The organism is Hydrocarboniphaga sp. FW305-C-57 (assembly GCF_058783045.1).
In genome coordinates, this window is the sequence record NZ_JBYSYG010000001.1 from 549,340 (window position 1) to 572,898 (window position 23,559).

Below are 23,559 nucleotides of genomic sequence, written 5' to 3' on the forward strand. Positions count from 1 at the left end.
TGCATCGGCGGCGTCTCACCCGCGCTGCCGTTTCTCCCTTGAGCGGCCATTAGGCCGCTTCTTTTTCGCTATCGGCTACGCGTTCAGGCGCTGCCGCACGCGTTATGATCTCGATATTAGTTGATCGATTAACAACTCGAAGCACGGGAGCTTTCACATGATGCGCTTGTACCACTGTCCCGATGCCCGTTCGTTCCGCTGCCTGTGGGCGCTCGAAGAACTGCGTCTGCCGTACGAACTCGTGAGCATGGCGTTTCCACCGAAGCAGACCACGCCGTCGTATCTGCGGGTCAATCCGCTGGGCACCATTCCGGCGCTCGTCGATGGCGGGACCGTGCTGACCGAATCGGCCGCGATCCTGCAATACCTCGCGGTGCGGCATGGTCCGACGCCGCTCGCAGTCGAACCCGGCGAACCCGATTACGGTGCCTGGCTCAACTGGCTGCACTACGGCGAAGCGACGCTGACGACGGTGCAGACGGTCGTGCTGCGCTACAAGCTCACCGAGCCCGAGCCGCGGCGTCTGCCGCAGGCGGTGGCCGACTACACTCAGCTGTTCGACGATCGCCTGCAGGTGGTCGCCGATGCGCTGGGCGACCGCGAATATCTGTGTGCGAATCGTTTCACGGTCGCCGACATCAACCTGCATTACAGCTTGCAGCTCGCTCGCTTTCTCGGACTCGATTCGCGCTTGACGCCAGAGCTCGCGGCCTACATGGAACGGCTGCAGGCGCGCGATGCGTTTCGCGCCGCACGCAAGGCGCAGAAGGCCAAAGCCGCCTTACAGGCCTAGAGCCGCTTTCGCGAGAATGTTGCGCTGGATCTCGTTGGAACCCGCGTAGATCGAGCCGGCGCGCTCGCCGAAATAGCGCAGCGGCGCGAGTGCGGCATCGACGGCGCCGACGTAGCCGTCGTGCGCTCCGAACGACCCGTGCTCGCGCATCACCGCTCCGCCCGGGCAACCGGCTTGCGGCTGATAGGCGCGCCCCTGAGGGCCTGCGGCTTCGAGTGCGAGCTCGGTCAGCAGCTGGCTCAGCTCGGTGCCGAGCAGCTTCATCACCGAGCCCGAGGCGCCTGGCGATCCGCCGGCCTCGGCTTCGCTCATCGCGCAGAACTCGTAGCTTTCGAGCGCGGCGATCCGGATGCGCGCGGCCGCCAGCTTGTGCGCGAACGCATCGTCCTCGGCCAGCGTGTCCGTGCGATCACCCGGAACTTGCGCGGCGAAGCGGGCGATGCGCTCGTAGCGCGCGAGCAGATCGGGCGAGTACGCGCTGCCGCCGCGCTCGAACTCGAGCAGGTACTTGGCCACCGTCCAGCCGGCGCCGATCTCGCCGACGACGTTGGCCTTGGGCACGCGTACCTGATCGAAATGCACGCGGTTCTGGATGTTCTCGCCCGACGGCGACACGATGGGCTCGACGCTGACGCCAGGCGAAGTCATGTCGATGAGCAGAAACGTAATGCCCCGCTGGGGCTTGTCGTGCGTCGACGTGCGCACCAGGCAGAAGATCCAGTTCGCGTGCTGCGCGTGCGTGGTCCAGACCTTGGTGCCGGTGCAGATGAAAGCATCGCCGTCGTCGATCGCCGGCATCTTCAGCGCTGCGAGATCGGAGCCCGCGTCGGGTTCGGAATAGCCCTGGCACCAGAAGTGCTCGCCGCTGAGCATGCGCGGCAGAAAGAAGGCTTTCTGCTCGGCGGTGCCGTAACCGATCAGCGCGGGGCCGCACATTTGCAGGCCCATCGGAGACAGCGGCGGTGCGCCTGCGGCAGCACGTTCGCGAGCGAAGATGTAGCGCTGCATCACGCTCCAGCCGGCGCCGCCGTATTCGACCGGCCAGGCCGGTGCGGCCCAGCCACGCGCATGCAGGATGCGCTGCCAGGCAAGGTTGGCGGGCTGCGACGGATAGGCGCTCGTCATCAGGCTGCCGGCCTTGCGGACCTCGTCGGTCAGCTGCTCATCGAGAAAGCGACGCACCTCGTCGCGAAACGCGAGATCGGCCGTACTCCAGCGCAGGTTCATGACAGAGCTCCGAGGTTCTTGTTCATGGCGATCTTCACTGGCCCTTCCAGTGCGGCGCGCGCTTCTGCGCGAATGCGGCCGGGCCTTCCTTCACGTCTTCGGAGCGGAACAACGCGCGGACCGCCGGCATGCGCGATTGCTCGCGATCGGCCTCGGCCAGCGTGGTGTCGAGTCCCTTGCGAATGACCTGCTTGGTGGCTCGAATCGACATCGGGCTGCAGGCCAGAATCAGTGAAGCCCAGCGACGCGCGGCGCTCAGCAGTTCGCTGTCCGGCACCACTTCGTTGACGAGCCCGAGCTCGCGCGCCTCGCGGGCCGCGATGCGACGTCCGGTCAGCGCGAGGCCCATGGTCTGCTTGAGCCCGAGCTGTCGTGGCAAACGCAGCAAGCCTCCGGCGAGCGCAGCGAGTCCGACCTTCGGCTCCGGCAGTGCGAAGCTCGCGGATTCGGCAGCGACGATCAGATCGCAGGCCAGCGCGATCTCGAAGCCGCCGCCGAGCGCCACGCCGTTGACCGCTGCGATCACCGGTTTGTCGAGATCGTGGCGCGAGGTCAGCCCTGCGTAGCCTTTCACCGGCGTGTCGGGCAGTTGTCCGCGCGCCATTTGCGTGGCCATGTATTTGAGATCGTTGCCCGAGCAGAACGCCTTGTCGCCGGCGCCGGTCAGGATCGCGACCCACTGATCGGGGTCGGCCGCGAAGTCGTCGAAGATCTCCGCGAGCTCGCCGTTGGCTTGCGGATTCAGCGCATTCATCGCCTCGGGCCGATTGATCGTGACGATGGTCAAATGGCCATCGCGCTCGACGGTGCAGTAACGCGGCTTGGTGCGTGAGCTCGCGTAGTCCGTGAGGCTCCATTGCGGCTTGCCGAAGACGTCGTTGCGCAAATGACCGACGCTGCCGATCGGCGATGCTGCCTGCGATTGCAGCAGCGCGAGCGTGGCCTCGTCTTCGGCGGATACCCGCGCCATCGCACGCTGGCCTTGCGGCGTGCGCACGATGGCGATGCCGTCGATCGGCAGCGCGTGACGGTCGTAGCGGACGGTGAAGGCTTCGAGACTTGCGGGGCCGACGTAATCTTCGACGAGTTCGGGAACCGGCTCGCGCGCGGCATCGGCTGCAGGCTGCACCGAGAAATCTTCGGCGAGCGCGGCAGGCGCCGGCTTGGTGCTCAGCACGAGCGCGTGATGCTTGTTGACGAAGCCGCCTTGCCCATAGAGCAGACCGATTTCATGCGGCGCGGCACGCAAGGCGCGAACCATCGCGCAGGTCGCGTGGCCCATGTAGTTGTTGAGCGGGCCGCCGAAGAACGTGAGCCCGCCGGCCACCGTCGGCGAGCGTCCGCGGCCTTCGAGTCCGAGCGCACGCAGCGCCATCTTCGGCACCACGGGGAAGCAGCTGTAGAGCTCCATCGGGCCGATGTCTTCGGCCTTGCCGCCCGAGATTTCGACGGCCTTCTGCAGCACCGCGTTCTGCGCGGTGCTGCGGTCGTAGCGATCGCGCAGCAGGTAATCCTCGGGCTCGATCGCATGCGCCCCGCCCCAGACATGCACGAGCCGGTCGTCCGCGATGCCCTGCGCACGCGCAAGCGCAAGGCTCGTGACGATGATTGCCGCGGCCTGATTCACGTTCGGATTGGCCGTCATGAGCTTCGGATAGGGCCAATTGATGAGCCGGTTGTCGGGCCCGGTTTCGGCGATCGCGTTCGCGTCCGGAGCGCTGCGCAGCCAGGCGTTCGGATTTTGTGCGGCGACCTCCGCGTACTGTGCCCACAACGCGGCCGATTCGGCCTGGGCTTCGGCCGGCGACTGCTTCCAGGCGGCCTGCGCCGCGGTTTCGTAGAACGGATAGATCTGCGCCGGGTCGACCACGCCGAGCTTCTTGGCGACGCGGCTCATCGCGAAGTGCGTCGACGGCCACTTGACCGCGTCTTCTTCGGATGCGAGCGGCGTCCAGTCGAGATTCTGCTTGGCCGCGCGGGCGCGTTTGCGCGAATGCAGGGCTTCGCCGCCGACGATGGCGGCCGCTTCGAGTTCGCCGCGAGCGATACGCACGGCGGCTTCGTGAATCAGCCGCGTCGGCGTTTCGCCGCCGATGCTCGCGTTGACCTGGCGTTGCGGACGAATGCCGAGCGTCTCGCAGAGCTGTTTCACCGGATCGACATAGCGCCAGCTGATGAAGCCGACCACCTCGATCGACTGCAGCCGCGCCAGCAGACCGCCGCCAGCGTCTTCGTCGGCGTTGCGCAAAGCCTGGGCGATCAAGGCCAGCGGCTCGAGCGCAGTGGAAGCATCGGCCGGGCGATCGACGAACTCGCCGATACCGACGATGACGGGAATGGCCTCGGGATTCGGTTTTGGCGCGCTGGACATGCGGATGGGACTTGCCTGTAATTTAGTTGTTCAATTAATTTAGCTTCCGAAAGGGGCGCCGTAAACCAGCGGCGCTCGCCATCCGCCCGAAAACCAGACCAGCGGCGACGCCGAGCGCGTATTGCCGACGGGCTTCAAGAAGAGCGCCTACGAAATGACGAATCCCGCCTCGCAGCCGGCTGCGACCCTCGACCTGCCGCTTTCCGGCGTTCGCGTCCTCGACCTGGCCGCCGGCGCGCTCGGCGCGATCGGGCGCCAGCTCGCCGAACTCGGGGCGGAAGTGATTCGGATCGAGCCGCCCGGCGGCGCCGAGGATCGTCGCCAGGGCCGCTGCGTGGCGGGCGTGTCGATCGGTTTCGCCGCGGCCAATCTCGGCAAGCGGGCGATCGAACTCGATCTCGCGGATGCGACGGGCAAGGCGCGTTTCGACCGCCTGCTCGCGACTGCCGATCTGCTGGTCGAAAGCACCGGGCCCGGCTCCACCGCTGCTGCTGAGCTCGACGTCGCCGGCATCCGCAGGCGGCATCCGAAACTCGTGCTGATGTCGGTGACGCCGTTCGGACTCGAAGGCCGCTTCCGCCACTGGCAGGCCACCGATCCGGTACTGCACGCGCTGAGCGGCGAACTCTCGCGCTCGGGCTTGAAGGGACGTCCGCCGCTGCTGCCACCCGGCACGCTGGCGGTCGACTGCGCGATTCCGCAGGCCGTGTTCTCACTGCTGCTGGCGTTCTATAACCGCTTGCGCACGGGCGAGGGCGATCATCTCGATCTGTCGCTGCTCGACGCCGCGAGCCAGGCGCTCGATCCGGGTTACGGCATCAGCGGCAGCGCGGCGATGGGCGTGCCCGCGAGCAAGCTGCCGCGCGGCCGCGAGAACGCCACCGCGCGCTATCCGATCATTCCGTGCGCCGACGGCTATACGCGCATCTGCCTGCTCGCTCCGCGTCAGTGGCAGGGCATGTTCGAATGGATGGGCCGGCCCGAGGAATTCGCCGATCCCTCTTTCAACAAGCTCATGAATCGCTTTCGCTCGAAGACGCTGGTTCCGGCGATCGGCAAGCTGTTCGCCGATAAGACGCGTGCCGAACTCGAAGTCGAAGGACAGAAATTCGGGGTGCCGACCGCGGCCGTGCTGAGTCCGCAGGAGGCGATGGAATCGCCGCAGATGAAGGCGCGTGGAGCGACGCGCTCGGTGTCGCTCAGCGCTGCCGTCGAAGCGCCGTTTCCTGACGGCGTGATGGAAATCGACGGCCTGCGCGCGGGCATTCGAGGACCGCTGCCAGTGCTCGAAAACGCTGAGCAGATCGAGCTGCGGACGCGGCTCGTCGACAGCGTCGCCGCGCCATCCGCGGGCGAGCGTCCGCTGTCCGGGCTGCGCGTGCTCGATCTCGGCGTGATCGTGGTCGGTGCCGAGCAATCGCGGCTGCTCGGCGACCAGGGCGCCGAGGTCTACAAGGTCGAAACTTCGGCGTTTCCGGATGGCAGCCGGCAGACCATCGATGGCGCCAGCATGTCGCCGTCGCTCGCATCGGGGCATCGCAACAAGCTCGGGCTCGGCCTCAATCTGCGCGACCCGCAGGGCAAGGCGCTGTTCCTCGAACTCGCGAGGACGGCCGATGTGGTGTTCTCGAACTTCAAGCCCGGCACCATGGAATCGCTCGGGCTTGGCTACGACGCGCTCAGCGCGATCAATCCGCGCATCGTCGTGATCGACAGCTCGGCCTTCGGTCCGACCGGGCCTTGGGCCAAGCGACTCGGCTACGGCCCGCTCGTGCGCGCCTCCACCGGGCTCACCGCGCAGTGGTGCTATCCGGGTGACGAGCTCGGCTTCTCCGACGCGATCACGGTGTATCCCGATCACGTCGCCGGCCGCACGAGCGCGATCGGGGCGCTGGCCTTGCTGATCCGGCGGCTGCGCACGGGACGCGGCGGGCAGGTCAGCATCAGCCAGGCCGAAGTCATGCTCGGCCACATGGCGCCGCAGGCGGCCGAAGCCGCGCTGACGGCGGCCGGCCACGCGCTCGATGGCCCGGCGCAGCAGGATGCGCCCTGGGGCGTCTACGCCTGCGACGGCGACGACGAATGGTGCGTCGTCACCGTGCGCGGCGATGCGGATTTCAAGGCGCTCTGCGAGGTGATCGGCGCCGGCGAATGGCTTGCGGATTCGCGTTTCTCGAGCGCCGCGGGGCGCATCGTCGAGCGCGAACGCATCGAGGCGCAGCTGGGCGAGTGGCTACGCACGCGCTCGCCGCGTGAAGCCGCCGAAGCGCTGCAAGCCGCCGGTGTGCCCGCGGCTCCGATGCTGCGCGTGGTCGAGCTGCCCGACTTCGATTACTTCCGCGAACGCGGCATCTTCAAGCTCGTGCAGCATCCCTTGCTCGCCGAGCCCTTCCACGTCGAAAGCTGGCCGGTGAAATCGACCCGCCTGCCCGAACCCGCGAACGAACCCGCGCCGCTGATCGGCGAGCACAGTCGTCTGATCCTGCGTGAGCGTCTCGGCATGAGCGACGCGGCGATCGAGGCGCTCGTCGAAGCCAAGGTGGTGGAGGTGGCGGCGAGCTGAGCGCTCGCTGGCGTTCAACGCGCCAGCAGCGGCGCCGCGAGTTGCGGCACTTCGGCGAGCGCGCGCATCGCATCGTTGAGATGCGTGCAGCCCGCGGTGCGGCGCAGGGTTTCGAGCACCTTGCGGCGGAGTTCGTCGAGCGGAGTGCCGAACAGCTGCGGCAGGTTCGCGGTGGCGCCCGGGCATTCGGCGTAGGGCAGGATGCGCGGATCGGCCACCGTGTCGATGAGCACGCGCTGGTCGGCGTCGAGCCTCGCTTTCAACGCATATTCGTGGGCTGCGTCGCGGCCGCCGTCGGCGGCCGTCGCGCTGTCCTGGAACATCGAATCCACTTGCAGCACATTGCCATCGCGCCAGGCGTCGATGCGACGGATGCGCCACATTTCGATGCCGCCCTGGGGCGGCAATTCATGCCAGCCCAAGGGGTCGTCCGGATGGATCGGCGAGGGCACGCGTCTCGATCGATGAAGGTCGAGTGGCTCTCCACTCAGCGAACTCGAACCTTGCGCGAAGCCGATGCAGATGTCCTGCATGGCTTGCCGCGACATCGCATTCGAGGCCATTTCGCTCGCTTGCGTGCCGGGCCAGCGCGTCCAGGCCCAACCGGAGACCAGCGAAACGCCCGCAATGTCTTCGAGCAAGATGTAGAGCGGGCTGCCGGCGAGCGCTTCGTCGGCAGCGGCTTCCGCGACCGCACCGCGCAAGCCGGCGATCGAGTGGCGACCGATCAGTGAATCGAGCCTGGCTCGCGCCGGCCGCTCCGAGGCGATCGCCTGGATGATGCCGTCGCGGCCGATGCGCAGCGAAAGCCGATCCTCCGCGAGCGTCCGTGCCTGGCCTTGGCCATCGGTGAGCAGATCGCGTGCGTGACCGGCCAGCAGCATCGGACCTTCGCGCCCCTCGGGCCAAGTTGCCTGCAGGGAACTGGTTCTGCGCACCGAGAGCAGACGACGCAGTGGCGCGTGTCCGAGCGGATTGGATGGCGGGGCTCGCACGCGGTGGCTTTCCGGCGGCTCGCGAACGGCGGCCGACTCTGATGGCGGGTCGATGGATGCCGCGAGTTTACGAGTGGCCGACAAGTTAGTAAATTAATCGAGTAACTAATAAATGTTCCGGATCTGGTTCGCGGTCTTTTGCCGCCCGCCGGGGCTTCGATGGAGGAGCGAGGGCAATGGCGGGAACGATCGACTCGGTGCTGCGCTGGTGGGCCCAGGAACAGGCGCAGCGCGTCGCGCTGTCGCTGGCCGGAGATGCGGTGACGTATCGCGAACTCGATGCCTGGGTCGGGCGTGTCGCCTCGCGTTTTGCCGCGGATGGACTCGAATCGGGCGACCGGCTCTGCATCTACGCGGCCAACAGCCTCGAATGGTGCGTCGCTGCGCTCGCCGGCCTGCGTGCGGGCGCGATCGTGGCCGGCATCAATTCGCGCATGGTCGCGGCCGAAGTCGCCTACCTGCTCGGCGATTACGCGCCGACCCTGCTGATCGCGGACGAAGACGGCGCGCCGCGTCTCGATGCGATCGGTGCGCTGGTGTCGAAGAGCGGCGAGCCCGTCGCCGCTCCGAAGCGCCTGGCGATCGGCGACATCGCAGCGCTGCGCAGCGGCGCCGACGCCGATCTGCGCCGCGACATCGATCCCGAGCGCGTCAGCGTGATCGTGACCACGAGCGGCTCGACCGCGCGACCCAAGGGCGTGATGTGGTCGCATCGTTCGATGCTCGAATACCTGTCGGCCTACGTGATCGAAGACCCGATCGACGTGCCGCATCCCAAGCTCATCATCGTGGCGCCGTTCACGACCTCGGCCGGCTTCATCCAGTTCATCCAGGCCATCGTCCAGGGCGGCACCGGCTATCTCGAAAGCCGCTTCGACGCAGAAGTGGCGCTTGACCTGATCGTCAATGAGCGCATCAACATTTTCTGCGGGGCTCCGATCTTCTTTCAGCGCGTCGCCGATTCGCCGCGTTTCGAGACTGCGGACGTCAGCAGCATCCGCATCGCGCATACCGGCGGCGCCGCCGTGCCGGTTCCCTTGCTCAAGCGCTGGGCCGAAAAGGGCGTGCTCGTGCGCCAGATCTACGGGCAGACCGAGCTCTCCGGCTGCGCGGTGGTGAATCCGCGCCGCTATGCGCTGAGCCATCCGGACAAGTGCGGGCACGGAAGCGCGCTCAAGCAGATTGCGATCATCGATGCGGACGGCAAATTTCTACCGCGCGGTGAAGCCGGTCAGATCGTGTTTCGCGGTCATGGACTCATGCTCGGCTACTGGAATAACCCGGAAGCGACGGCCGAAACCATCGTCGATGGCTGGCTGCGCACGGGCGACATCGGCGTGATCGACGAGCTTGGCCTGCTGAAGATGCTCGATCGCGCCAAGGACATCATCATCTCGGGCGGGCTCAACATTTCCGCAGCCGAACTCGAACGCGTGCTGCTCGAAATTCCGGGGATCGACGAAGCCGCCGTCATCGCGGCGCCGGACGCCAAGTTCGGCGAGACGCCCTTTGCGATCGTGCATTCCACGCAGCCGGTCGAAGTGGAGGCCATCGTCAAGCACTGCGCGAGCAACTTGTCGAACTTCAAGGTGCCGCGCTACGTGGTGGTTCGCGAGGAGCCGCTGCCGAGACTGGCCACAGGCAAGATTTCCAAGCCGGAACTGCGCCGCCTCTACCCGTCGGCGGAATCGCTGCCGGTGGCGGTAAGATGAGCCGCGCGTGCCGGAGCCGGCCTTGAAGCTTCCACTCACGGCCGCGCAGGTCGAATTGCGTGAGCGTCTGCATTCCCATCTGCAGCAAAGCGGGCCTTTCGATGTCCGGCGCAGCGCGCTCGATTGGGCGTCGCGCCGCGAACTCTGGCGCTCGCTGGCCGAGCGTTTCGATCTGCTCGGCGCGCCGACACCCGAAGATGCCGGCTGGCGCTCGCTGGTCGTCATGCAGGAACTCGGGGCCGCGCTGCTCTCGCTGCCGTATCTCGAAACCGCGGTCATCGCGGCCGAATTGCTGCGTCTCACCGGCGGTGCGACTGCCGGCGAAGCCCTGCGCCGCATCGCGGCCGGCGAAGCCGTGTACACGCTGGCCTGGGCCGAGCCACGGACTCGTCATCGCTACTCGAACGTCGAGCTGAGGGCCAGGCGTCTCGACGCGGGCTGGAAGCTCGACGGAGACAAAATCGCGGTGTCCTGCGCGCCTTGGGCCCAGGGTTTCATCGTGCTGGCCCGCAGCGCCGGCGATCGCGGGCAATCGCCGGGGCTTTCGCTGTTTCTCGTCGATCGTGAGCAGGCGGGCTTGAGCCGCATCGACTATCCGACCGTCGATGACCGCTGCGCTTCCGATCTGCATTTCGACGACGTGAGGCTGCCCGACTCGGCCTTGCTCGGCGCCGAAGGCGAGGCGTTCGGGATCGTCGACCACGCAGCCGACATTGCGGTCACGGCGCAATGCGCGGAGGCCATCGGACTCATGCAGCGCCTGCTCGACGATACCGTTGCGTTCACGAAGCAGCGCCGGCAGTTCGGCCAGCCGATCGCGGGATTCCAGGCGCTGCAACATCGCATGGTCGACATGTTCGTGCAGCTCGAAATGGCGCAGGCGGCCACCTACCTCGCGACCCTGAATCTCGATGCGGACCCGGTCGAGCGTGCGCGCGCGGCTTCGGCCGCCAAGGTCACCGTCGGCCAAGCCTGTCGCTACGTCGGGCAGAACGCGATTCAGCTGCACGGCGGCATGGGCATGACCGAAGAAACGCCGGTGACGCTCGGCTTTCGACGGCTCACCGTCATCGAGAACGAACTCGGCAGCGTCGATCATCATCTCGCGCGTTTCGGCGCACTCCCCGCCGCATGAATCCAGCCACGGAGCCGTCGATGAGCAAGGCCGATGTTCGCGCTTACCGCACGCTGTCGATCGAGCGCTCTGGCGCCGTCGATTGGCTCATGCTCGATCGTCCCGAGCGTCTCAATTGCCTCGACTGGACGATGGTGGACGAGCTCGCGGATTACTTCTGGAAAGTCGGGCGCGATCCGGAGGTGCGAGCCATCGTGCTGCGCGGTGCCGGGCGGGCGTTCTGCGCGGGGCTCGATCTCGGCGATGCGAGTCCGGAGCATCTCGACGTCTCGGATTTCCTGCGTCGCCAGCGCAGCATTTCGCAGATCGTCATGCACATGCGCGCGGCCCCGCAGGCGATCGTCGCGCTCGTCCACGGGCCGGCCTGCGGCGGCGGCTTCGCACTCGCGCTGGCCTCGGACATTCGCCTCGCCGGGCGCACCGCGCGCATGAATGCGGCCTTCATCCGCATTGGCCTGTCGGCCTGCGACATCGGCGTTTCGTACCTGCTGCCTCGACTGGTCGGCGCTTCGGTGGCGGCCGAGCTCATGATGACGGGCAACTTCATCCACGCCGATCGGGCGCTCGCCACGGGCCTGGTGTCCGAGGTGGTCGACGATGCCGATCTGAGCCACGCGGCCCAGCGCTATCTGGACGCGATGCTCGGCACTTCGCCGTTGGGCCTGCGCCTGACCAAGGAATGCCTGCGCATGAGCATCGATGCGCCGAGTCTCGAATCGGCGATCGCGATGGAAGACCGCAACCAGGCCCTCTGCGTGAGCCATCCGGATTTCGCCGAAGGGCTCGCCGCGTTTCGTGAAAAGCGGCGTCCGCGTTATGCCGGGACGCCTTGATCGCCCCGAGCCGATGTTCGGCTAGGCCGTCTTGGGCAGCCGCGCAGGACGTACCGGACTCGGCAAGCTGCCGGGGCCGGCTTTCGGGCCGTTGACGAGCAGCGCGGTCAGGAAGATGTCGGTGACGTGATCGATGTAGCGGCGGCGCAACTCGTCGGTCACGCTCGTGAGCCCTTGCACGTTCCGCAGCAGGCCCGAGGCGAAGAAGATGTGATCGCAGGCGCCGGTCAGGCTGAAGTAGAACAGATCCGGATCGCAGGGACGGAACGTGCCTTCCTTCTGGCCCTGTTCGAGGATCGCGCGCTGCGACTGGATCAGCGGCCTGACGAAGAACTCGGTGATCTTGCGGCCCGAGGTTTCGCTTTCTTCGAGCAGGTGATGCAGCAGGCGGAACAGGTAGGGCGTGCGGTAGTAGGTGTTGATGACGCCGCTGATGTGCACGCGCAGCTTTTCGTCGGCCGGCAGGTTCATGACCATGAGCCGCTCGAGGCCGGATAGCGCGATCGAGGCCTGGCGCTCGACGAGCGCGAGCAGCATGCCTTCCTTGTTGCCGAAGTAGTACTTGATCAGGGCCGCGTTGAGCCCCGAATGCGCCGCGATCTCGGTGAACGAGATTTCGAGATTGTTGCGTTGGGACAGCAGGGCGGCCACCGAATCGAGCAGCAGCTCGCGGGAAGGCCCGCGTTCGCGAGGGCGCCGCCCGGCCCCCGCCGCTTTCGGCTTCTTCGACGCTGTCTTGCCGGCCATCCCCGAAATTTCCTCAATTGATTGCGGAATGAATTGCTCCATTGTGACAAGCCCTCAATGGGTGCGCCAATGAGGGCGAGTGTTTCGGCGCCGGGAGGCTGCGAGGCGGACCGGGCCGAAAGGGGTACTCATCAAATGAGCTCGCTCATTTTCATGGTGTCGCCGAGCGGCGGCGTATCCTCGATCTCGACGTCGAAGTTGCGCAGGCAGCCTGCGGTCATCGTGTAGAAGCCGGCGAGCAGGCTCAGCTCGACGAGTTCGGCCGCCGAATACAGCGCCTGGGCCTGGGCGAAGATTTCGTCGCCGACTCGGCCGTCGAGCTTGGTCTGTTCGGCAAAACGCACCGCGATCGCTTCGCGCTCGCTGAGGGCGGAAAGATCGCCGCTGCGCATTGCGTCTATCTTCGCCTGGGGCATGTCGATGGCCTTGGCGATGCTGACGTGCTGATGCCACTCGTATTCCGACTCGCTTAGCACGCCAATGCGCAGGATTACGAGTTCGCGCGTGATCGCATCCAGCACGCCGTCGCGCAGCAGCTGGGTGCCGAGCTTGGAGTAGGCCACCATCAGGCCGGGAGCATGGGCCATGATCCGGGTCACGTTGAGCGAACCGAGCCGCTTGAGGCGATCGGCGATTTCGGGCTGCATCGTTTGCGCGTCGGGGTAGGGAATGCGGGCCATGAGCTGTCGTCGACCGAAACAAGTAATTGATTGATTAAATTTAGCACGACCGAAGCCGCCCCGCGTCCGTCGATCAGCACCGGTCGACGTCCACGTTGATCCCGGTCAGCTGCGACTGGTTGCTCAGCACGTCGTAGGCTTTCGGGCCAATCGGCGCGAGCTGGTTTGCGTTGGCTCCGCCGTGACGGCGGGCAGTGTTGAGGCTGCGGGCTTTCTGCTGACCCCAGCCGTGCGTCATCGCGACGACGCCGCTGCGCAGGCTGTCGTCGAACACCAGCGTGGCTTCGACGCTGCCGTAGTCGTTGTGCACGCGCACCGAACTGCCTTCGACGAGCTCGCGCCGGGCCGCATCCTGCGGATGCATCCACAGCGGATTGGTCATGTGCACGCCGTGCTTGAGCACCGGCAGGTTGTGCAGCCAGCTGTTGACCATGTAGTTGGTGCGTCGCGTGATGAGCTTGAGCTGGTCCGGACTTTCGCGCAGCAACTCCTCGTAGATGCGTTCGGCGGTGTCGAAGCCGCGCTCGAAAATCTTCGGGCAGCAGTCGATCAGGCCGTCGTCGTTCTGCACCGCGATCGTGAAGACGTCATTCGGATTCGCGTCGGGGAGGATCGCGGTCTGGCAGGGCATTTCCTTGAGCTTTTCGATGCTCAGGCCCGCGGTTGCCAGCATCGCGTCGACGTTGGCGAACGGATTCGGGGACGGATCGTCGAGCAGGCTTTTCATGCCCATGGCCTGCTGGATGCGCGACAGAATCCACCAGTCGTCGCGGCGTTCGCCCTTGGGTTTGGCGACGGCGGGCGTGTATTGGATGTAGGGCTCCATCGCCACGCCCATGGTGCCGAGAAAGTTCACGTCCTCGCGTTCGAGCCAATCGGTCGCGGGCAGCACATAGTCGGCCATTTCGCCGGTCACCGAGCGATACAGATCGAGCACGACGAGCAGTTCGAGCTTCTCGAAGGCCTTGCGCAAGCGCGCTTCGCCGCCGATCGAGAGCAGCGGATTGCCCGAGACGACGATCATCGCGCGCACAGGTTCTTGCGGATTCTCGATGAACTCGGACATCAGCGTGCCCGGCAGATCGCCGCCGACCGAGCGCATCTCTCCGAGCGGGCTGTCGAAGTAGGGGTTGTCGCGCTTGCGCTTGGAGAACTGCACGGTGTCGCAGACGCCGCGCGAATAGATGTTGCCGCCGCGCCTGCCGAGATTGTCCGAGAACAGGCTCACCATGTTGAGCATCCAGTAGGCGAGCGCGCCCTGGCGGCCCTGGTTGACACCCGTCGCCATGAAGATGCTCGCGCTCGGCGCCGCGCAGAAGTCGCGTGCGACCTGGCGAATCGTCTGCGCCTCGATGCCGGTGACGGCGGCGACGCGATCGACCGGATAGCGGCGCACGAAGTCGATCAGTTCGTCGACGTTGCGCGCGTGCCGCTCGACTCGCGCGCGGTCGTAGCCAATGTGGAAGATGATTTCGTTGAGCAGGCCGGCGAGGAAATAGAAATCGGTGTCCGGGCGGATCAACAGGACTTCGCCGGTCTCGGGAGACGAGGATTCGATCCTGCGCGGGTTGACGAACAGCACGGTCCCGCCGCGCTTTTTGATGGCCTTGAGCTTGGCCATCGGGTCCGAGATGTGGATCAGCGTCATGTGCGAGACCAGCGGATTGCTGCCCAGGCACAGGAAGTAATCGGTATGCAGCAGGTCCGGGATCGGATGCGCGGTCAACGCGCCATAAACCGCTTCGCTGACCGCGAACTTCGACGACATGTCCTGCGTGCCGGCGCTGAAATGCATGCGCGTGCCGAAGCCGTGCAGCAGTGTCGCCGCGTTCGAGTAGTACGAGCCGCTGAACGCCGACGGGTTGCCCTGGTACATCGCGAGCGCGTTCTTGCCATAGCGCTGCTGGATGTCGCGCAGCTTGCCCGCGATCTCGTTGACCGCATCGTCCCAGCCGATCGGCTCGAAGACGCCTTGCTCCTCGCTGCGCGGATTCAGGCGCTTGAGCGGGCGATCGAGGCGATCCGGGTCGTTGTGCAGCTGCAGATAGTGCACGCCCTTGTGGCACGAAAAGCCCTTGTGCACCGGATGCTCCCGGTCCGGTGCCAGGCGCAGAACGCGCTCGTCTTCGACATCGGCGACGATACCGCAGCCGGGTTCGCAGATGCGGCAGAAGGTGTGCACTTGCCGTGTGCTCATGAGGCAGTCTCCATCCAGCCAGCGCGCACGCCGGTCGCTTGATTCAGGCGAACTGCGCGGCGCGCAGCATCGTCGGAACGTCGGTGAACTTCACGCGCGGACGACCCTGCGCGAAGCCGGCGATCTTTTCGGCGCGATCGATCGCGGTCCAGTCGTTCAGTGCGATCAGATCGGGCTTGCGGGCGCGCAGAATGTCGAGCACGGCGCTCGCATCGAGCGTGCTCGTCGAGTACGGTGCTGAGCGCAGTTCCGCGAGCAGGCGTGCCGTGGTCTGGCGCGCGCATTTCTTGTTGGTGCCAATGATTCCGCTCGGTCCGCGCCTGATCCAGCCGGTCGTATAAGCGCCTGGCCTCAGCGTTTCGCCGTCGACGATCTGGCCTTCGATGTTCGGAATCAGTCCGCGACGCTCATCGAACGGCAAGCCCTGCAAGGGTTTTCCGCGATAGCCGATCGCACGCAGAACGAGACTCGCGTCGATCTGCTGGCGTTCGCCGGTCGGCATCGCCTGCAGGATGCCGCGGACATCGGCCTGCAAGGCATTGATCGCGAGTTCGATGCGCTCGACCTTGCCCTCGCCATGCAGGTGAACCGGCGAGGCGAGGAACTTGAGCACGATGCGTTTGGACGGCCGATCGACGCGGCGTTCGAGCAACTGCTTGAGCACCTCGTTCTTGAGTCCCTGGGCCCAGCTCGCAGGCTCGGTTTCGCCTGACGGCAGACCGCTTTCGCCTTCGATCACGACTTCGACGTCGTGCAGATGCAGCAGCTCCTCGAATTCGGGCGAATTGAATGCGCTCTGCTGCCAGCCGCGGCGACCGACGATCACCACTTCGCGGATGCGGCTCTGGCTCAACGCAGCCAGAGCGTGCGGCGCCATGTCGGTCTTGGCGAGCGCTTCGACCGGCAGCGTCAGGATGCGCGCCACGTCGAGCGCGACGTTGCCGTTGCCGATGATCACGGCGCGCTCGCCGGTCAGATTCCATTGCAGATCGCGATAGTCCGGATGCCCGTTGTACCAGGACACGAACTCGCGGGCAGCGGCGCAGCCGGGCAGGGACTCGCCTGGAATATCCATGCGCAAATCGCCTTGTGCGCCGGTCGCGTAAATCACGGCGTCGTACCAGCGCGAGAGTTCATCGACGCTCGCGTCGCGACCGATTTCGAAATGGCCGATCAGGCGCACTTCGGGCTTGCGGATGAGAAAGTGAAACAGCCGCTCGGTGATGAGCTTCTTTTCGGGATGATCGGGCGCGACGCCATAGCGCACGAGGCCCCAGGGCGTCGGCAGGCGTTCGAACAGATCGATCTCGACCTCGGTTTCGTGCTGTTCGAGCAGATGCTGCACCGAGTACATGCCGGCCGGCCCGCTGCCGACGATGGCGATTCGGGCCGGGCGATTCACGCGGCCGCTGCCTTGACGAAGTAGTCGCGGTTGAACTGCTCGTAGTGCCGCCATTTCTCGGGCAGCTTGCTGGCATCGTAGATCGCGAGCACCGGACAAACGTCCGAGCAGGCGCCGCAACTGATGCAGACGGCCGGGTCGATGTACATCTGCTCGGTGCGGTCGAAGCGCGGGTCTTCCGGTGCCGGGCTGATGCAGCCGACGGGGCAGACCTCGATGCAGGAATAGTCGGCTACACAGGGAGCTGTGATGACGTAGCTCATTCTCTCTCCGTGCCGCTTCGGCTCGTTTCGGCTTGTTATGGTCACTGGCTTACGGGCGACCGCTTCCGTATCGGAAGCAACATTAATTTATTGATTAAACAGAGGTCAATGAGGACCGGAAAGCGCTGCTCGTACGCCGGACGCGGCAAAGCTGCAGCGGCGCCCGTAGCGCCGCCGCTGCCGACCCGGGTTTCAGAACTGAAAGCCGAGCGTGAGTCCGTAAGTGGCCGGGTTGCCCCAGGCGACGGAGTCGAAGCGCTGGGTGATGTTGCGATAGACGAAGTACTTCTCGCCGGTGACGTTCTTGCCCCAGAGCGTCAGGGTCCAGCGATCGTCCGGCGTAGCGTAGCGGGCCGAGAGATCGACCAGCGTGTAAGCGTCCTGATGGAACAGATTGCCTTGGTCCCAGGCGAACTTGCCGCTATGGGCGAGGCTGCCGTTGAGCGTGACGTTGCCGGCCGAACCGACGTCGAACAAATACGACACGCCGAGATTGCCGGTGACTTTGGGCGTGCGGATCACGTCGTTGCCGGTGACGTCCTGAGCGGTCGAGTAGTTGCCGCCGCTGGCCGACGGCACGAAGACTTCGGCGTCTTCGAAATCGGTGTACTCCGCCTTCTCGAGGCCGACGCCGCCACGCACGGTGAGACCGCGAGTCGGCGACACTTCGGCCGTGAGCTCGGCGCCGACCATCTCGGCTCCGCCTGCGTTCTGCAGATGCGTGAGCCCATCCGGGCCGACCACGAAAGTCTGCAGGTCGCGGTAGTCGTAGTAGTAGACCGAACCATCGAGGCGCAGCCAGCCCGGCGTGGCCTTGAAGCCGATTTCGTAGGCGTAGAGCGTTTCAGGCTTCACTGGCGGAGCGCCGATGTTCTGCTCATTGTAGATGCCGCTCTTGAAGCCCTTGTTGATGGTGCCGTAGACCATCAGCGCATCGCTGACGTGATAGTCGATCGCACTGCGAAAGGTAAAGGACTTGAACCAGTGCGATTGCTCGCCTTCGGGGCCGGCACCGTAAACGTCGTAGCCGCCTTGGCCATTGAGCTGGCTCACGGTGCCGTCGATGCTCTTCTTCTCGCCGCTGTAGCGAATGCCTTGCGTCAGCGTCACGCCGCTGTCGAGCGTGTAGCTGCCCTGCGCGAACGCGGCAAGCGCGAGCGTCTTCTGGTCGCGGTCGATGATCGCGATCGGCGGAGCCTGCGTCGAGAAGTACAGATTCAGCGGGTCGTAGCCGTCCTGGGACGACTGCAGGTAAGTGCCGGTGATCCACTTGAACGGGCCCGGATCCTTGGAAACGAGCTGGAACTCCTGCGTGATGAAGCGCGGAATCGACTGCTTGGAGGTATAGAAGAACGAGGCCGGGACGACCGTTTCGTTAACCGCCACCAGATTGCCGTTTTCGTCCCTGCGCAAGGCCTGCTGCTGCGTCGCGAGCACGCCGTCGGAACTCGTGCCGTCGCCTTCGACGTGATAGTTCGCTTCGACGCGGCGGTACTGGCTAAGCGAAACGAAGCTCGCGAAACCGAGATCGAGATTGAGCGTCGCATTGACGCCGTACTGCTCGACGTCGAACTTGGGATCGATGTTGGCCGCGAACTCGTCGCGGGTCTGTCCGTAGACCACGCCGGGTCCGTGCTCGAGCGGCAAGGTGCCCGGCGCCGGGCTGTTGACATTGGCGAGATTGTTCTTCGAATTGGTGTATTCGCCGCCGATCAGCAGCGAATTGGAATCGCCGAAGTTGAGCAGCAGCTTGGAGCGCGCCGACACGTAATCGTTGGTGCCGTAGCGCTTGCCGTCGACGAGATTGCGGCTGAAGCCCTTGCCCTGATCCTGCGCCGTCACCGCGAAATCGATCGCCGCGTCGTCGGACAGCCCGGTCGTCATGTACGCATTGCCGGCCCAGGTGTCGTAGTTCGCGTAGCCGACCGAGCCTTCCAGGCTCGGTGTCACGCTGGGCTTGCGAGTGACGATGCTCACCAAGCCACCGACCGCGTTGCGCCCGTACAGTGTGCCTTGCGGGCCCTTTAGCACTTCGACGCGTTCGACGTTGTTGAACGGCAGCTGCGTGGCGACGCTGAGGCCTTGGTAGAAGCCGTCTACATAGGTCGCGACGCTGGGTTCGTCGCCGGCGAGCACGCTGGTGGTGCCGACGCCGCGCATGAAGGGAGCACCGAAGCCGACCACGCGATTGGTGCTGAAGCCCGGCGTGAGTTTGCCGATGTCGAAAGCGTCGGTGACGCCCTGGGCCTCCATCTGCTCGGCGGTCGCCGCGGTGATCGCGATCGGAATGTCCTTGAGCTTCTCCTCGCGATGCTGCGAGGTGACGACGATTTCTTCGATACCTTGGCCCTGGCTGGGTGATGTAGCGTCGGTTCCGCCGGTTGGGCTCGGCGCTTCGGACGAAGCCTCCTGGCTGCGCGCGGGCTGGCCGACGGCGAAGCAGAGGAACGCAACAGCGGAGCTGCTGCGCTTGAACGCGGGCATGCACATCATTGAACGACTCTCCTTGACGCATGAGCCTCCGGGATCGGAGGCGCTCTGTTCTCTTTTTCGTCCGGCGCTGACTGTCCGGGCGACGCTCTTCCTCGTGGACGCTGTGGCTCTGTCGGCCCTTGGTCCTGCTTTTTTTCAGTCTGACAAAGTCGAAAATACGAAGAAACAAATTACGTATATTGTTACTTTAAAGGCGACGAGCGGCCTGGTTCGAGGGCGTGAACGGGCGAGAGCCACCAGCCGGGCTTTTGCGCCCTGTGAGGAAGCGGGAGGGGATGCAGCGGGCGCCGGCTCAGCGCGGAGCGGGCGCCGGATACTGCAACAGCAGAGGCAGCACGATCATGCGGCGAATGAAGTGCCGCAGTTCGTCGTCGCCGATCTCGACCGATTCGAGCTTGATGACGAGCATCTGCTCGGCGTTGGTGAGCCAGGAGACGATCTCGTCCATGCTCAGGTCGCTGGCGAATTCACCGGCTTCGGCCGCGTCGTCCAGCAGGCTGCCCCACCAGGCCCGCTGGCGGCGATGGGCTTCGCTGCTTGGGTCAGCCGCCTTGGACGGGTAATCGCTCGTGTGCAGCACCATGCGGAGGTAGAGGCTGTTCATGGCACTGCGCACGGCCAGCAGCAGGCATTCGGCCAACGAATCCGCGAACTGGCTCTTGCGGACGAAACGGGCGCGGACCTCGTCGTTGACCTTGGCGATCTCGAGCGCGGTGATGTGCGCTACAAGCTCGTCCTTGTTGCGGAAGTGTTTGTAAATCGTCGCCCGCGACAGCCCGGCTTTCGCGGCCACGTCTTCGATGGTGGTCTTGTCGATGCCGAAGCGCCCGAAGCACTCGTAAGCCGCCTGCTCGACGCGCTCCAGCGATGTCGGACGCTGTTCGTCCTGCGTGGACCTGGCTTGCCTTGGGGAAGGGCTCAAACGGGCTTCTCGATGAGGTCGTGATCGGGCGGCGTGTGCCGTGGTCGATTGTAGTCGCAGCCCTGCAAACCGGGGCGCGGCACCAATGTCGGCGTTCGCCGCCGAAGCTCGAAATCCCCGAATATGCAATCTTACAAAAATAGTTACTTGTATAATTATGCCTTCGAAAGCAGGCAGACGCCGTCCGGCGAAACCGACGTAGAGGAGAACAACAATGGGCGAAGCCCGACGTGACATCGCGGTAAGCGCGGAGGTTTCCGAACGCATGCTCGCGCATCTGCGCGAGGACACCACCGATCTGGCCGATCGGGACTTGCTAGTGCCGGTGGCGAACTTCGTCGATCCCGAACGTGCACGCGCCGAGATCGCGCTCATGAAGCGCCTTCCGCTGCTCGTCGCGCATTGCTCCGAGCTCGCGCAGCCGGGCGATTTCATTACGTGCGAAGTGCTCGGCACGCCGATCCTGCTCGCGCGTCAGAGCGATGGCGCTCCGCAGGCTTATCTGAACAGGTGCCGCCATCGCGGCGGACGCGTCGAATCCAAGGCCTCGGGCAACAAGCGCGTCTTCATGTGCCAGTACCACGGCTGGTCCTACGAGCGCGACGGCGGCCGTCTGCGCAACGTGCCGTACGAGAAATCCTTCGACGAGATCGATCGCGGCTGCAACAGCCTCATCAAGCTCGCCACCGAGCAGCGGCACGGTCTGATCTTCGTGACGCTCGCGGGCGATGCGGCTTCGGCGCACGCGCTGGCCGACTATCTCGGGCCGCAGGTCGATGCGCAGATCGCCCCCTGGCAGCTCGAACGATCCGTCATCCATCTCGACAAGACCTTCGAGCTCGACATCAACTGGAAGCTCGTCATGGATGGCGCGATCGACATCCTGCATCCCAAGTTCCTGCATGTCGGCGGCGTCGGCAATCTGATCGAAACCAACGTCGGCATCTATCGCAATTACGGCCGCCACGGCCAGCATTTCGGCGCGCGCACCAAGTTGCGCACGCTCGCGAAATCCGGTGCCGAGGTCAAGGGTGGATCGAAGTACATCGGCTCGAATCTGGTGATCTACCCGAACGCGATGATGATCGCCGCGCCCGATCACATCGAGTTCTGGACCGTCTGGCCGACCGACAAGCCGGGGCGCTGCATCACCAACATCCGCTTTCTCGTGCGCGCCGACATCATGAGCCCGGAGATCGAGAAACGGCTCGCGATGAGCTGGGAGATTCTCGAAAACGCCGCCTCGCGCGAAGACTGGCCGATGGAGCGCTGGATCCAGCAGAACGCCGAGGCGCGGCCCGAAGGCACGTTCCGCTACGGACGCAGCGAAGTGTCCTGCCAGCATCTGCATCGGCAGCTCGCTGCCGATCTCGATGGCGTCACCGAATAAGGAGCGCGCATGGCGGGCTACGATTTTCTGAATGGCATTCGCGTGCTCGAGGTCGCCCAGCTCGGCCCTTCGAGTCTCGGCGGTTATCTGGCCGACATGGGCGCCGAAGTCATCGAGGTGGAAGGCCTCGATGGCGATCCGGTGCGCGTCACGAGTACGCCGGCGGTCGGCTCACCGCAGGGGCCTAGCTTTCTGCATCTGCGCTGGAACCGCGGCAAGAAAAGCATCGGGCTCGATCTCAAGCACGCCGAAGGCGCGGAGCTGTTTCGCAAGCTCGCGGCGCAATCGGACGTGGTCATCGAAGGCATGCGGGCCGGCGTGCTCGATCGGCTCGGCCTGGGCTTCGAGGATTTGCGCAAGCTCAATCCGCGCATCGTGTTCTGTTCGATCTCGGGTCTCGGTCGCAGCGGCCCATATTACACGCTCGGTTCGCACGGACCTTCGTTCGATGCCTTCGGCGGGCTCTCCGCGCTGAATCCCTACGGCTTGTCGCCGGAGGAGCGTGCGCGAACCGATTTCGCGCCGATCGGCATGCACGCGATGGGGCTGAATGCCGCGCTGGGCACGCTCGCCGCGATCCTGCGTGCGCAACGCACGGGCGAGGGCGCGCTGATCGAAGTCACCGGCGCCGAATCGGCCGCGCACTGGCTGCCCGAAGGCGTCGACAAGGTGCTCAACGCCGAACGGCTGCACGATCGTCCGGGCTTCTTCAACAGCGCCGGGCGCATGGCCGGCTGGTCGCGTCTGTACGCGTACGAGACGCGCGACGGTCATCGAATCTTCTTCCAGGGCCTGTTCCCGCGCTTCTGGACTCGCTTCTGCAAACTCATCGAGCGCCCCGACCTGATCGCGCTGAACGAATCGGGCGCGGACAGTGCGGGCATCGATGAAGCGCTGCGTGTCGAATTGCAGAAAATCTTCATCACCCGCACCCGCGACGAATGGATGCACTTCTTCCGCGAACACGACGTGCCGGGTGGTCCGGTCAACACGCCGCAGGATCTGGCGATCGATCCCCACTTCGTCGAACGCCAGAACGTCTACGAAGTCGAGCAGCCTGGCCTCGTTACGCTGCGGCTTTCGTCGACGCCGGTGAAAACGCCGTCTCAGCGTTTCGCGCCGACGCTAGCGCCGGCGCAATGGCAGCACTCGTCGGAGGTACTCGCGGAACGTCTGGGATTGAGCTCCGACGAGATCGAAGGCCTGCGCCGTAGCGGTGCCGTGTACGTCGCGGCGCTGGGAGGCTGAGCCGAGGCGGCACCGCGCGGACTGCCTTCGCCGCCCGCCTTCCCGCGTTTCGCAGCGGGAACCGATCGGGCTGCCGGGCATCGGCAGGGAACCCGGGCGGCTCGAGAATGCCGCGGGACGAGCTCGGCGCTGTCCCGCGGCATCAGCGAAGCGAGGCCTGTGATCAGCTGGCGCTGCTGGCGACGTCGTCGGCTTGCGTGGCGAGCTTGTCGGCGCCGTCTGCGACGGAATGCGCCACGACCGCGACGGCTTCGGCCGCGACCTTGACGGCGCGCTTGACGCGCGCCTTCACCGTCTTCTTGGTGGCGGGTTTCGCGGTCGATTTCTTCGCCACCTTCTTCGCGGCTTTCTTGGCGGTCTTCTTCACCGCGGCGGCCTTGCCGGCGACCTTCTTCACCGCACGCTTGAGCACTTTCTTGGACGCCGCTTTCTTGGTGATGCGCTTGCCGACGGCCTTCTTCGCTGCTTTCTTCGTTGCCTTTTTCTTCGCTGCCATGATCGCTATCTCCATTGATGGAACCGCAGGCGGACCGATCAATGTGATCGAGTCGACGGACGCCGGCGTCGATCGTGGCCTGACGGCGGACA

Annotated in this window: 18 protein-coding genes; 7 read left to right on the forward strand and 11 right to left on the reverse strand. The window is 65.4% G+C overall.

Features of this window, described 5'->3' with window-relative positions; all coding sequences use genetic code 11:
• The first annotated feature begins 157 nt into the window (after positions 1-157).
• Positions 158-793, forward strand: a complete 636-nt coding sequence (locus AC3WUM_RS02635; RefSeq protein WP_492408527.1) for a glutathione S-transferase family protein — start codon at positions 158-160, stop codon at positions 791-793.
• On the opposite strand, the gene AC3WUM_RS02640 is transcribed toward AC3WUM_RS02635, so the two are convergent.
• Both AC3WUM_RS02640 and AC3WUM_RS02645 read right to left on the reverse strand, forming a co-directional pair.
• The gene (locus AC3WUM_RS02640) at positions 782-2,020 is read right to left on the reverse strand and encodes an acyl-CoA dehydrogenase family protein (protein ID WP_492408528.1); all 1,239 of its coding nucleotides are present in this window, start codon (positions 2,018-2,020) and stop codon (positions 782-784) included. The genes AC3WUM_RS02635 and AC3WUM_RS02640 overlap by 12 nt on opposite strands.
• Positions 2,021-2,054: 34 nt before the next feature.
• Entirely contained in the window at positions 2,055-4,391 is a 2,337-nt protein-coding gene (locus AC3WUM_RS02645) for an enoyl-CoA hydratase-related protein (protein WP_492408530.1), read from the reverse strand.
• 154 nt (positions 4,392-4,545) lie between these two features.
• Here AC3WUM_RS02645 and AC3WUM_RS02650 point away from each other — a divergent pair, with 154 nt between their 5' ends.
• On the forward strand, positions 4,546-6,954 hold the full coding sequence (locus AC3WUM_RS02650) for a CaiB/BaiF CoA transferase family protein (protein ID WP_492408531.1): 2,409 nt from the start codon (positions 4,546-4,548) through the stop codon (positions 6,952-6,954).
• Positions 6,955-6,968: 14 nt separating this feature from the next.
• Here the strand turns inward: AC3WUM_RS02650 and AC3WUM_RS02655 are convergent, their stop codons facing one another.
• Positions 6,969-7,838 (reverse strand): DUF2889 domain-containing protein, encoded by an 870-nt coding sequence (locus AC3WUM_RS02655; RefSeq protein WP_492408532.1) that lies wholly within the window; start codon positions 7,836-7,838, stop codon positions 6,969-6,971.
• Between the two features lie 287 nt (positions 7,839-8,125).
• Here AC3WUM_RS02655 and AC3WUM_RS02660 point away from each other — a divergent pair, with 287 nt between their 5' ends.
• Genes AC3WUM_RS02660 through AC3WUM_RS02670 form a run of 3 tightly spaced genes read left to right on the forward strand, consistent with a single transcriptional unit; the run spans position 8,126 to position 11,629 of the window.
• Positions 8,126-9,661, forward strand: a complete 1,536-nt coding sequence (locus tag AC3WUM_RS02660; RefSeq protein ID WP_492408534.1) for a class I adenylate-forming enzyme family protein — start codon at positions 8,126-8,128, stop codon at positions 9,659-9,661.
• A 22-nt stretch (positions 9,662-9,683) separates the two neighbouring features.
• Positions 9,684-10,796: an acyl-CoA dehydrogenase family protein gene (locus AC3WUM_RS02665; protein WP_492408536.1), complete on the forward strand. Its 1,113-nt coding sequence runs from the start codon at positions 9,684-9,686 to the stop codon at positions 10,794-10,796.
• 20 nt (positions 10,797-10,816) lie between these two features.
• The gene (locus AC3WUM_RS02670) at positions 10,817-11,629 is read left to right on the forward strand and encodes an enoyl-CoA hydratase/isomerase family protein (protein ID WP_492408537.1); all 813 of its coding nucleotides are present in this window, start codon (positions 10,817-10,819) and stop codon (positions 11,627-11,629) included.
• Positions 11,630-11,650: 21 nt separating this feature from the next.
• Here AC3WUM_RS02670 and AC3WUM_RS02675 read toward each other — a convergent pair whose 3' ends face one another.
• From AC3WUM_RS02675 to AC3WUM_RS02705, 7 genes are all read right to left on the reverse strand, one after another.
• Complete coding sequence (locus tag AC3WUM_RS02675; RefSeq protein WP_492408538.1) at positions 11,651-12,376, reverse strand: TetR family transcriptional regulator; 726 nt, start codon at positions 12,374-12,376, stop codon at positions 11,651-11,653.
• A gap of 131 nt (positions 12,377-12,507) precedes the next feature.
• Positions 12,508-13,056 carry a carboxymuconolactone decarboxylase family protein gene (locus tag AC3WUM_RS02680; RefSeq protein ID WP_492408540.1) on the reverse strand — a complete coding sequence of 183 codons (549 nt, stop codon included), beginning with the start codon at positions 13,054-13,056 and terminating at the stop codon, positions 12,508-12,510.
• A 73-nt stretch (positions 13,057-13,129) separates the two neighbouring features.
• Positions 13,130-15,253, reverse strand: a complete 2,124-nt coding sequence (locus AC3WUM_RS02685) for a molybdopterin-containing oxidoreductase family protein (protein WP_492408541.1) — start codon at positions 15,251-15,253, stop codon at positions 13,130-13,132.
• Positions 15,254-15,296: 43 nt separating this feature from the next.
• Positions 15,297-16,655: an FAD-dependent oxidoreductase gene (locus AC3WUM_RS02690; RefSeq protein WP_492408542.1), complete on the reverse strand. Its 1,359-nt coding sequence runs from the start codon at positions 16,653-16,655 to the stop codon at positions 15,297-15,299.
• Positions 16,652-16,918 carry a 4Fe-4S dicluster domain-containing protein gene (locus AC3WUM_RS02695; RefSeq protein WP_492408543.1) on the reverse strand — a complete coding sequence of 89 codons (267 nt, stop codon included), beginning with the start codon at positions 16,916-16,918 and terminating at the stop codon, positions 16,652-16,654. Before AC3WUM_RS02695 ends, AC3WUM_RS02690 begins: the two co-directional genes overlap by 4 nt.
• 192 nt (positions 16,919-17,110) lie before the next feature.
• Positions 17,111-19,411, reverse strand: a complete 2,301-nt coding sequence (locus tag AC3WUM_RS02700) for a TonB-dependent receptor (RefSeq protein ID WP_492408544.1) — start codon at positions 19,409-19,411, stop codon at positions 17,111-17,113.
• A gap of 292 nt (positions 19,412-19,703) precedes the next feature.
• Positions 19,704-20,333 (reverse strand): TetR/AcrR family transcriptional regulator, encoded by a 630-nt coding sequence (locus AC3WUM_RS02705; RefSeq protein WP_492408545.1) that lies wholly within the window; start codon positions 20,331-20,333, stop codon positions 19,704-19,706.
• A gap of 214 nt (positions 20,334-20,547) precedes the next feature.
• Here AC3WUM_RS02705 and AC3WUM_RS02710 point away from each other — a divergent pair, with 214 nt between their 5' ends.
• Both AC3WUM_RS02710 and AC3WUM_RS02715 read left to right on the forward strand, forming a co-directional pair.
• Positions 20,548-21,723, forward strand: a complete 1,176-nt coding sequence (locus AC3WUM_RS02710) for an aromatic ring-hydroxylating oxygenase subunit alpha (RefSeq protein WP_492408546.1) — start codon at positions 20,548-20,550, stop codon at positions 21,721-21,723.
• A gap of 9 nt (positions 21,724-21,732) precedes the next feature.
• Positions 21,733-22,971 (forward strand): CaiB/BaiF CoA transferase family protein, encoded by a 1,239-nt coding sequence (locus AC3WUM_RS02715; protein ID WP_492408547.1) that lies wholly within the window; start codon positions 21,733-21,735, stop codon positions 22,969-22,971.
• Between the two features lie 163 nt (positions 22,972-23,134).
• Here the strand turns inward: AC3WUM_RS02715 and AC3WUM_RS02720 are convergent, their stop codons facing one another.
• Positions 23,135-23,467, reverse strand: a complete 333-nt coding sequence (locus AC3WUM_RS02720; protein WP_492408548.1) for a histidine biosynthesis protein HisIE — start codon at positions 23,465-23,467, stop codon at positions 23,135-23,137.
• Between the last annotated feature and the right edge of the window lie 92 nt (positions 23,468-23,559).

Coding starts and splice junctions, on each gene's coding strand:
- AC3WUM_RS02635 (WP_492408527.1), top strand. CDS start 158: ATGATGCGCTTGTACCACTGTCCCGATGCCCGTTCGTTCCGCTGCCTG.
- AC3WUM_RS02640 (WP_492408528.1), bottom strand. CDS start 2,020: ATGAACCTGCGCTGGAGTACGGCCGATCTCGCGTTTCGCGACGAGGTG.
- AC3WUM_RS02645 (WP_492408530.1), bottom strand. CDS start 4,391: ATGTCCAGCGCGCCAAAACCGAATCCCGAGGCCATTCCCGTCATCGTC.
- AC3WUM_RS02650 (WP_492408531.1), top strand. CDS start 4,546: ATGACGAATCCCGCCTCGCAGCCGGCTGCGACCCTCGACCTGCCGCTT.
- AC3WUM_RS02655 (WP_492408532.1), bottom strand. CDS start 7,838: ATGCTGCTGGCCGGTCACGCACGCGATCTGCTCACCGATGGCCAAGGC.
- AC3WUM_RS02660 (WP_492408534.1), top strand. CDS start 8,126: ATGGCGGGAACGATCGACTCGGTGCTGCGCTGGTGGGCCCAGGAACAG.
- AC3WUM_RS02670 (WP_492408537.1), top strand. CDS start 10,817: ATGAGCAAGGCCGATGTTCGCGCTTACCGCACGCTGTCGATCGAGCGC.
- AC3WUM_RS02675 (WP_492408538.1), bottom strand. CDS start 12,376: ATGGCCGGCAAGACAGCGTCGAAGAAGCCGAAAGCGGCGGGGGCCGGG.
- AC3WUM_RS02680 (WP_492408540.1), bottom strand. CDS start 13,056: ATGGCCCGCATTCCCTACCCCGACGCGCAAACGATGCAGCCCGAAATC.
- AC3WUM_RS02685 (WP_492408541.1), bottom strand. CDS start 15,253: ATGAGCACACGGCAAGTGCACACCTTCTGCCGCATCTGCGAACCCGGC.
- AC3WUM_RS02695 (WP_492408543.1), bottom strand. CDS start 16,918: ATGAGCTACGTCATCACAGCTCCCTGTGTAGCCGACTATTCCTGCATC.
- AC3WUM_RS02700 (WP_492408544.1), bottom strand. CDS start 19,411: ATGATGTGCATGCCCGCGTTCAAGCGCAGCAGCTCCGCTGTTGCGTTC.
- AC3WUM_RS02710 (WP_492408546.1), top strand. CDS start 20,548: ATGGGCGAAGCCCGACGTGACATCGCGGTAAGCGCGGAGGTTTCCGAA.
- AC3WUM_RS02715 (WP_492408547.1), top strand. CDS start 21,733: ATGGCGGGCTACGATTTTCTGAATGGCATTCGCGTGCTCGAGGTCGCC.
- AC3WUM_RS02720 (WP_492408548.1), bottom strand. CDS start 23,467: ATGGCAGCGAAGAAAAAGGCAACGAAGAAAGCAGCGAAGAAGGCCGTC.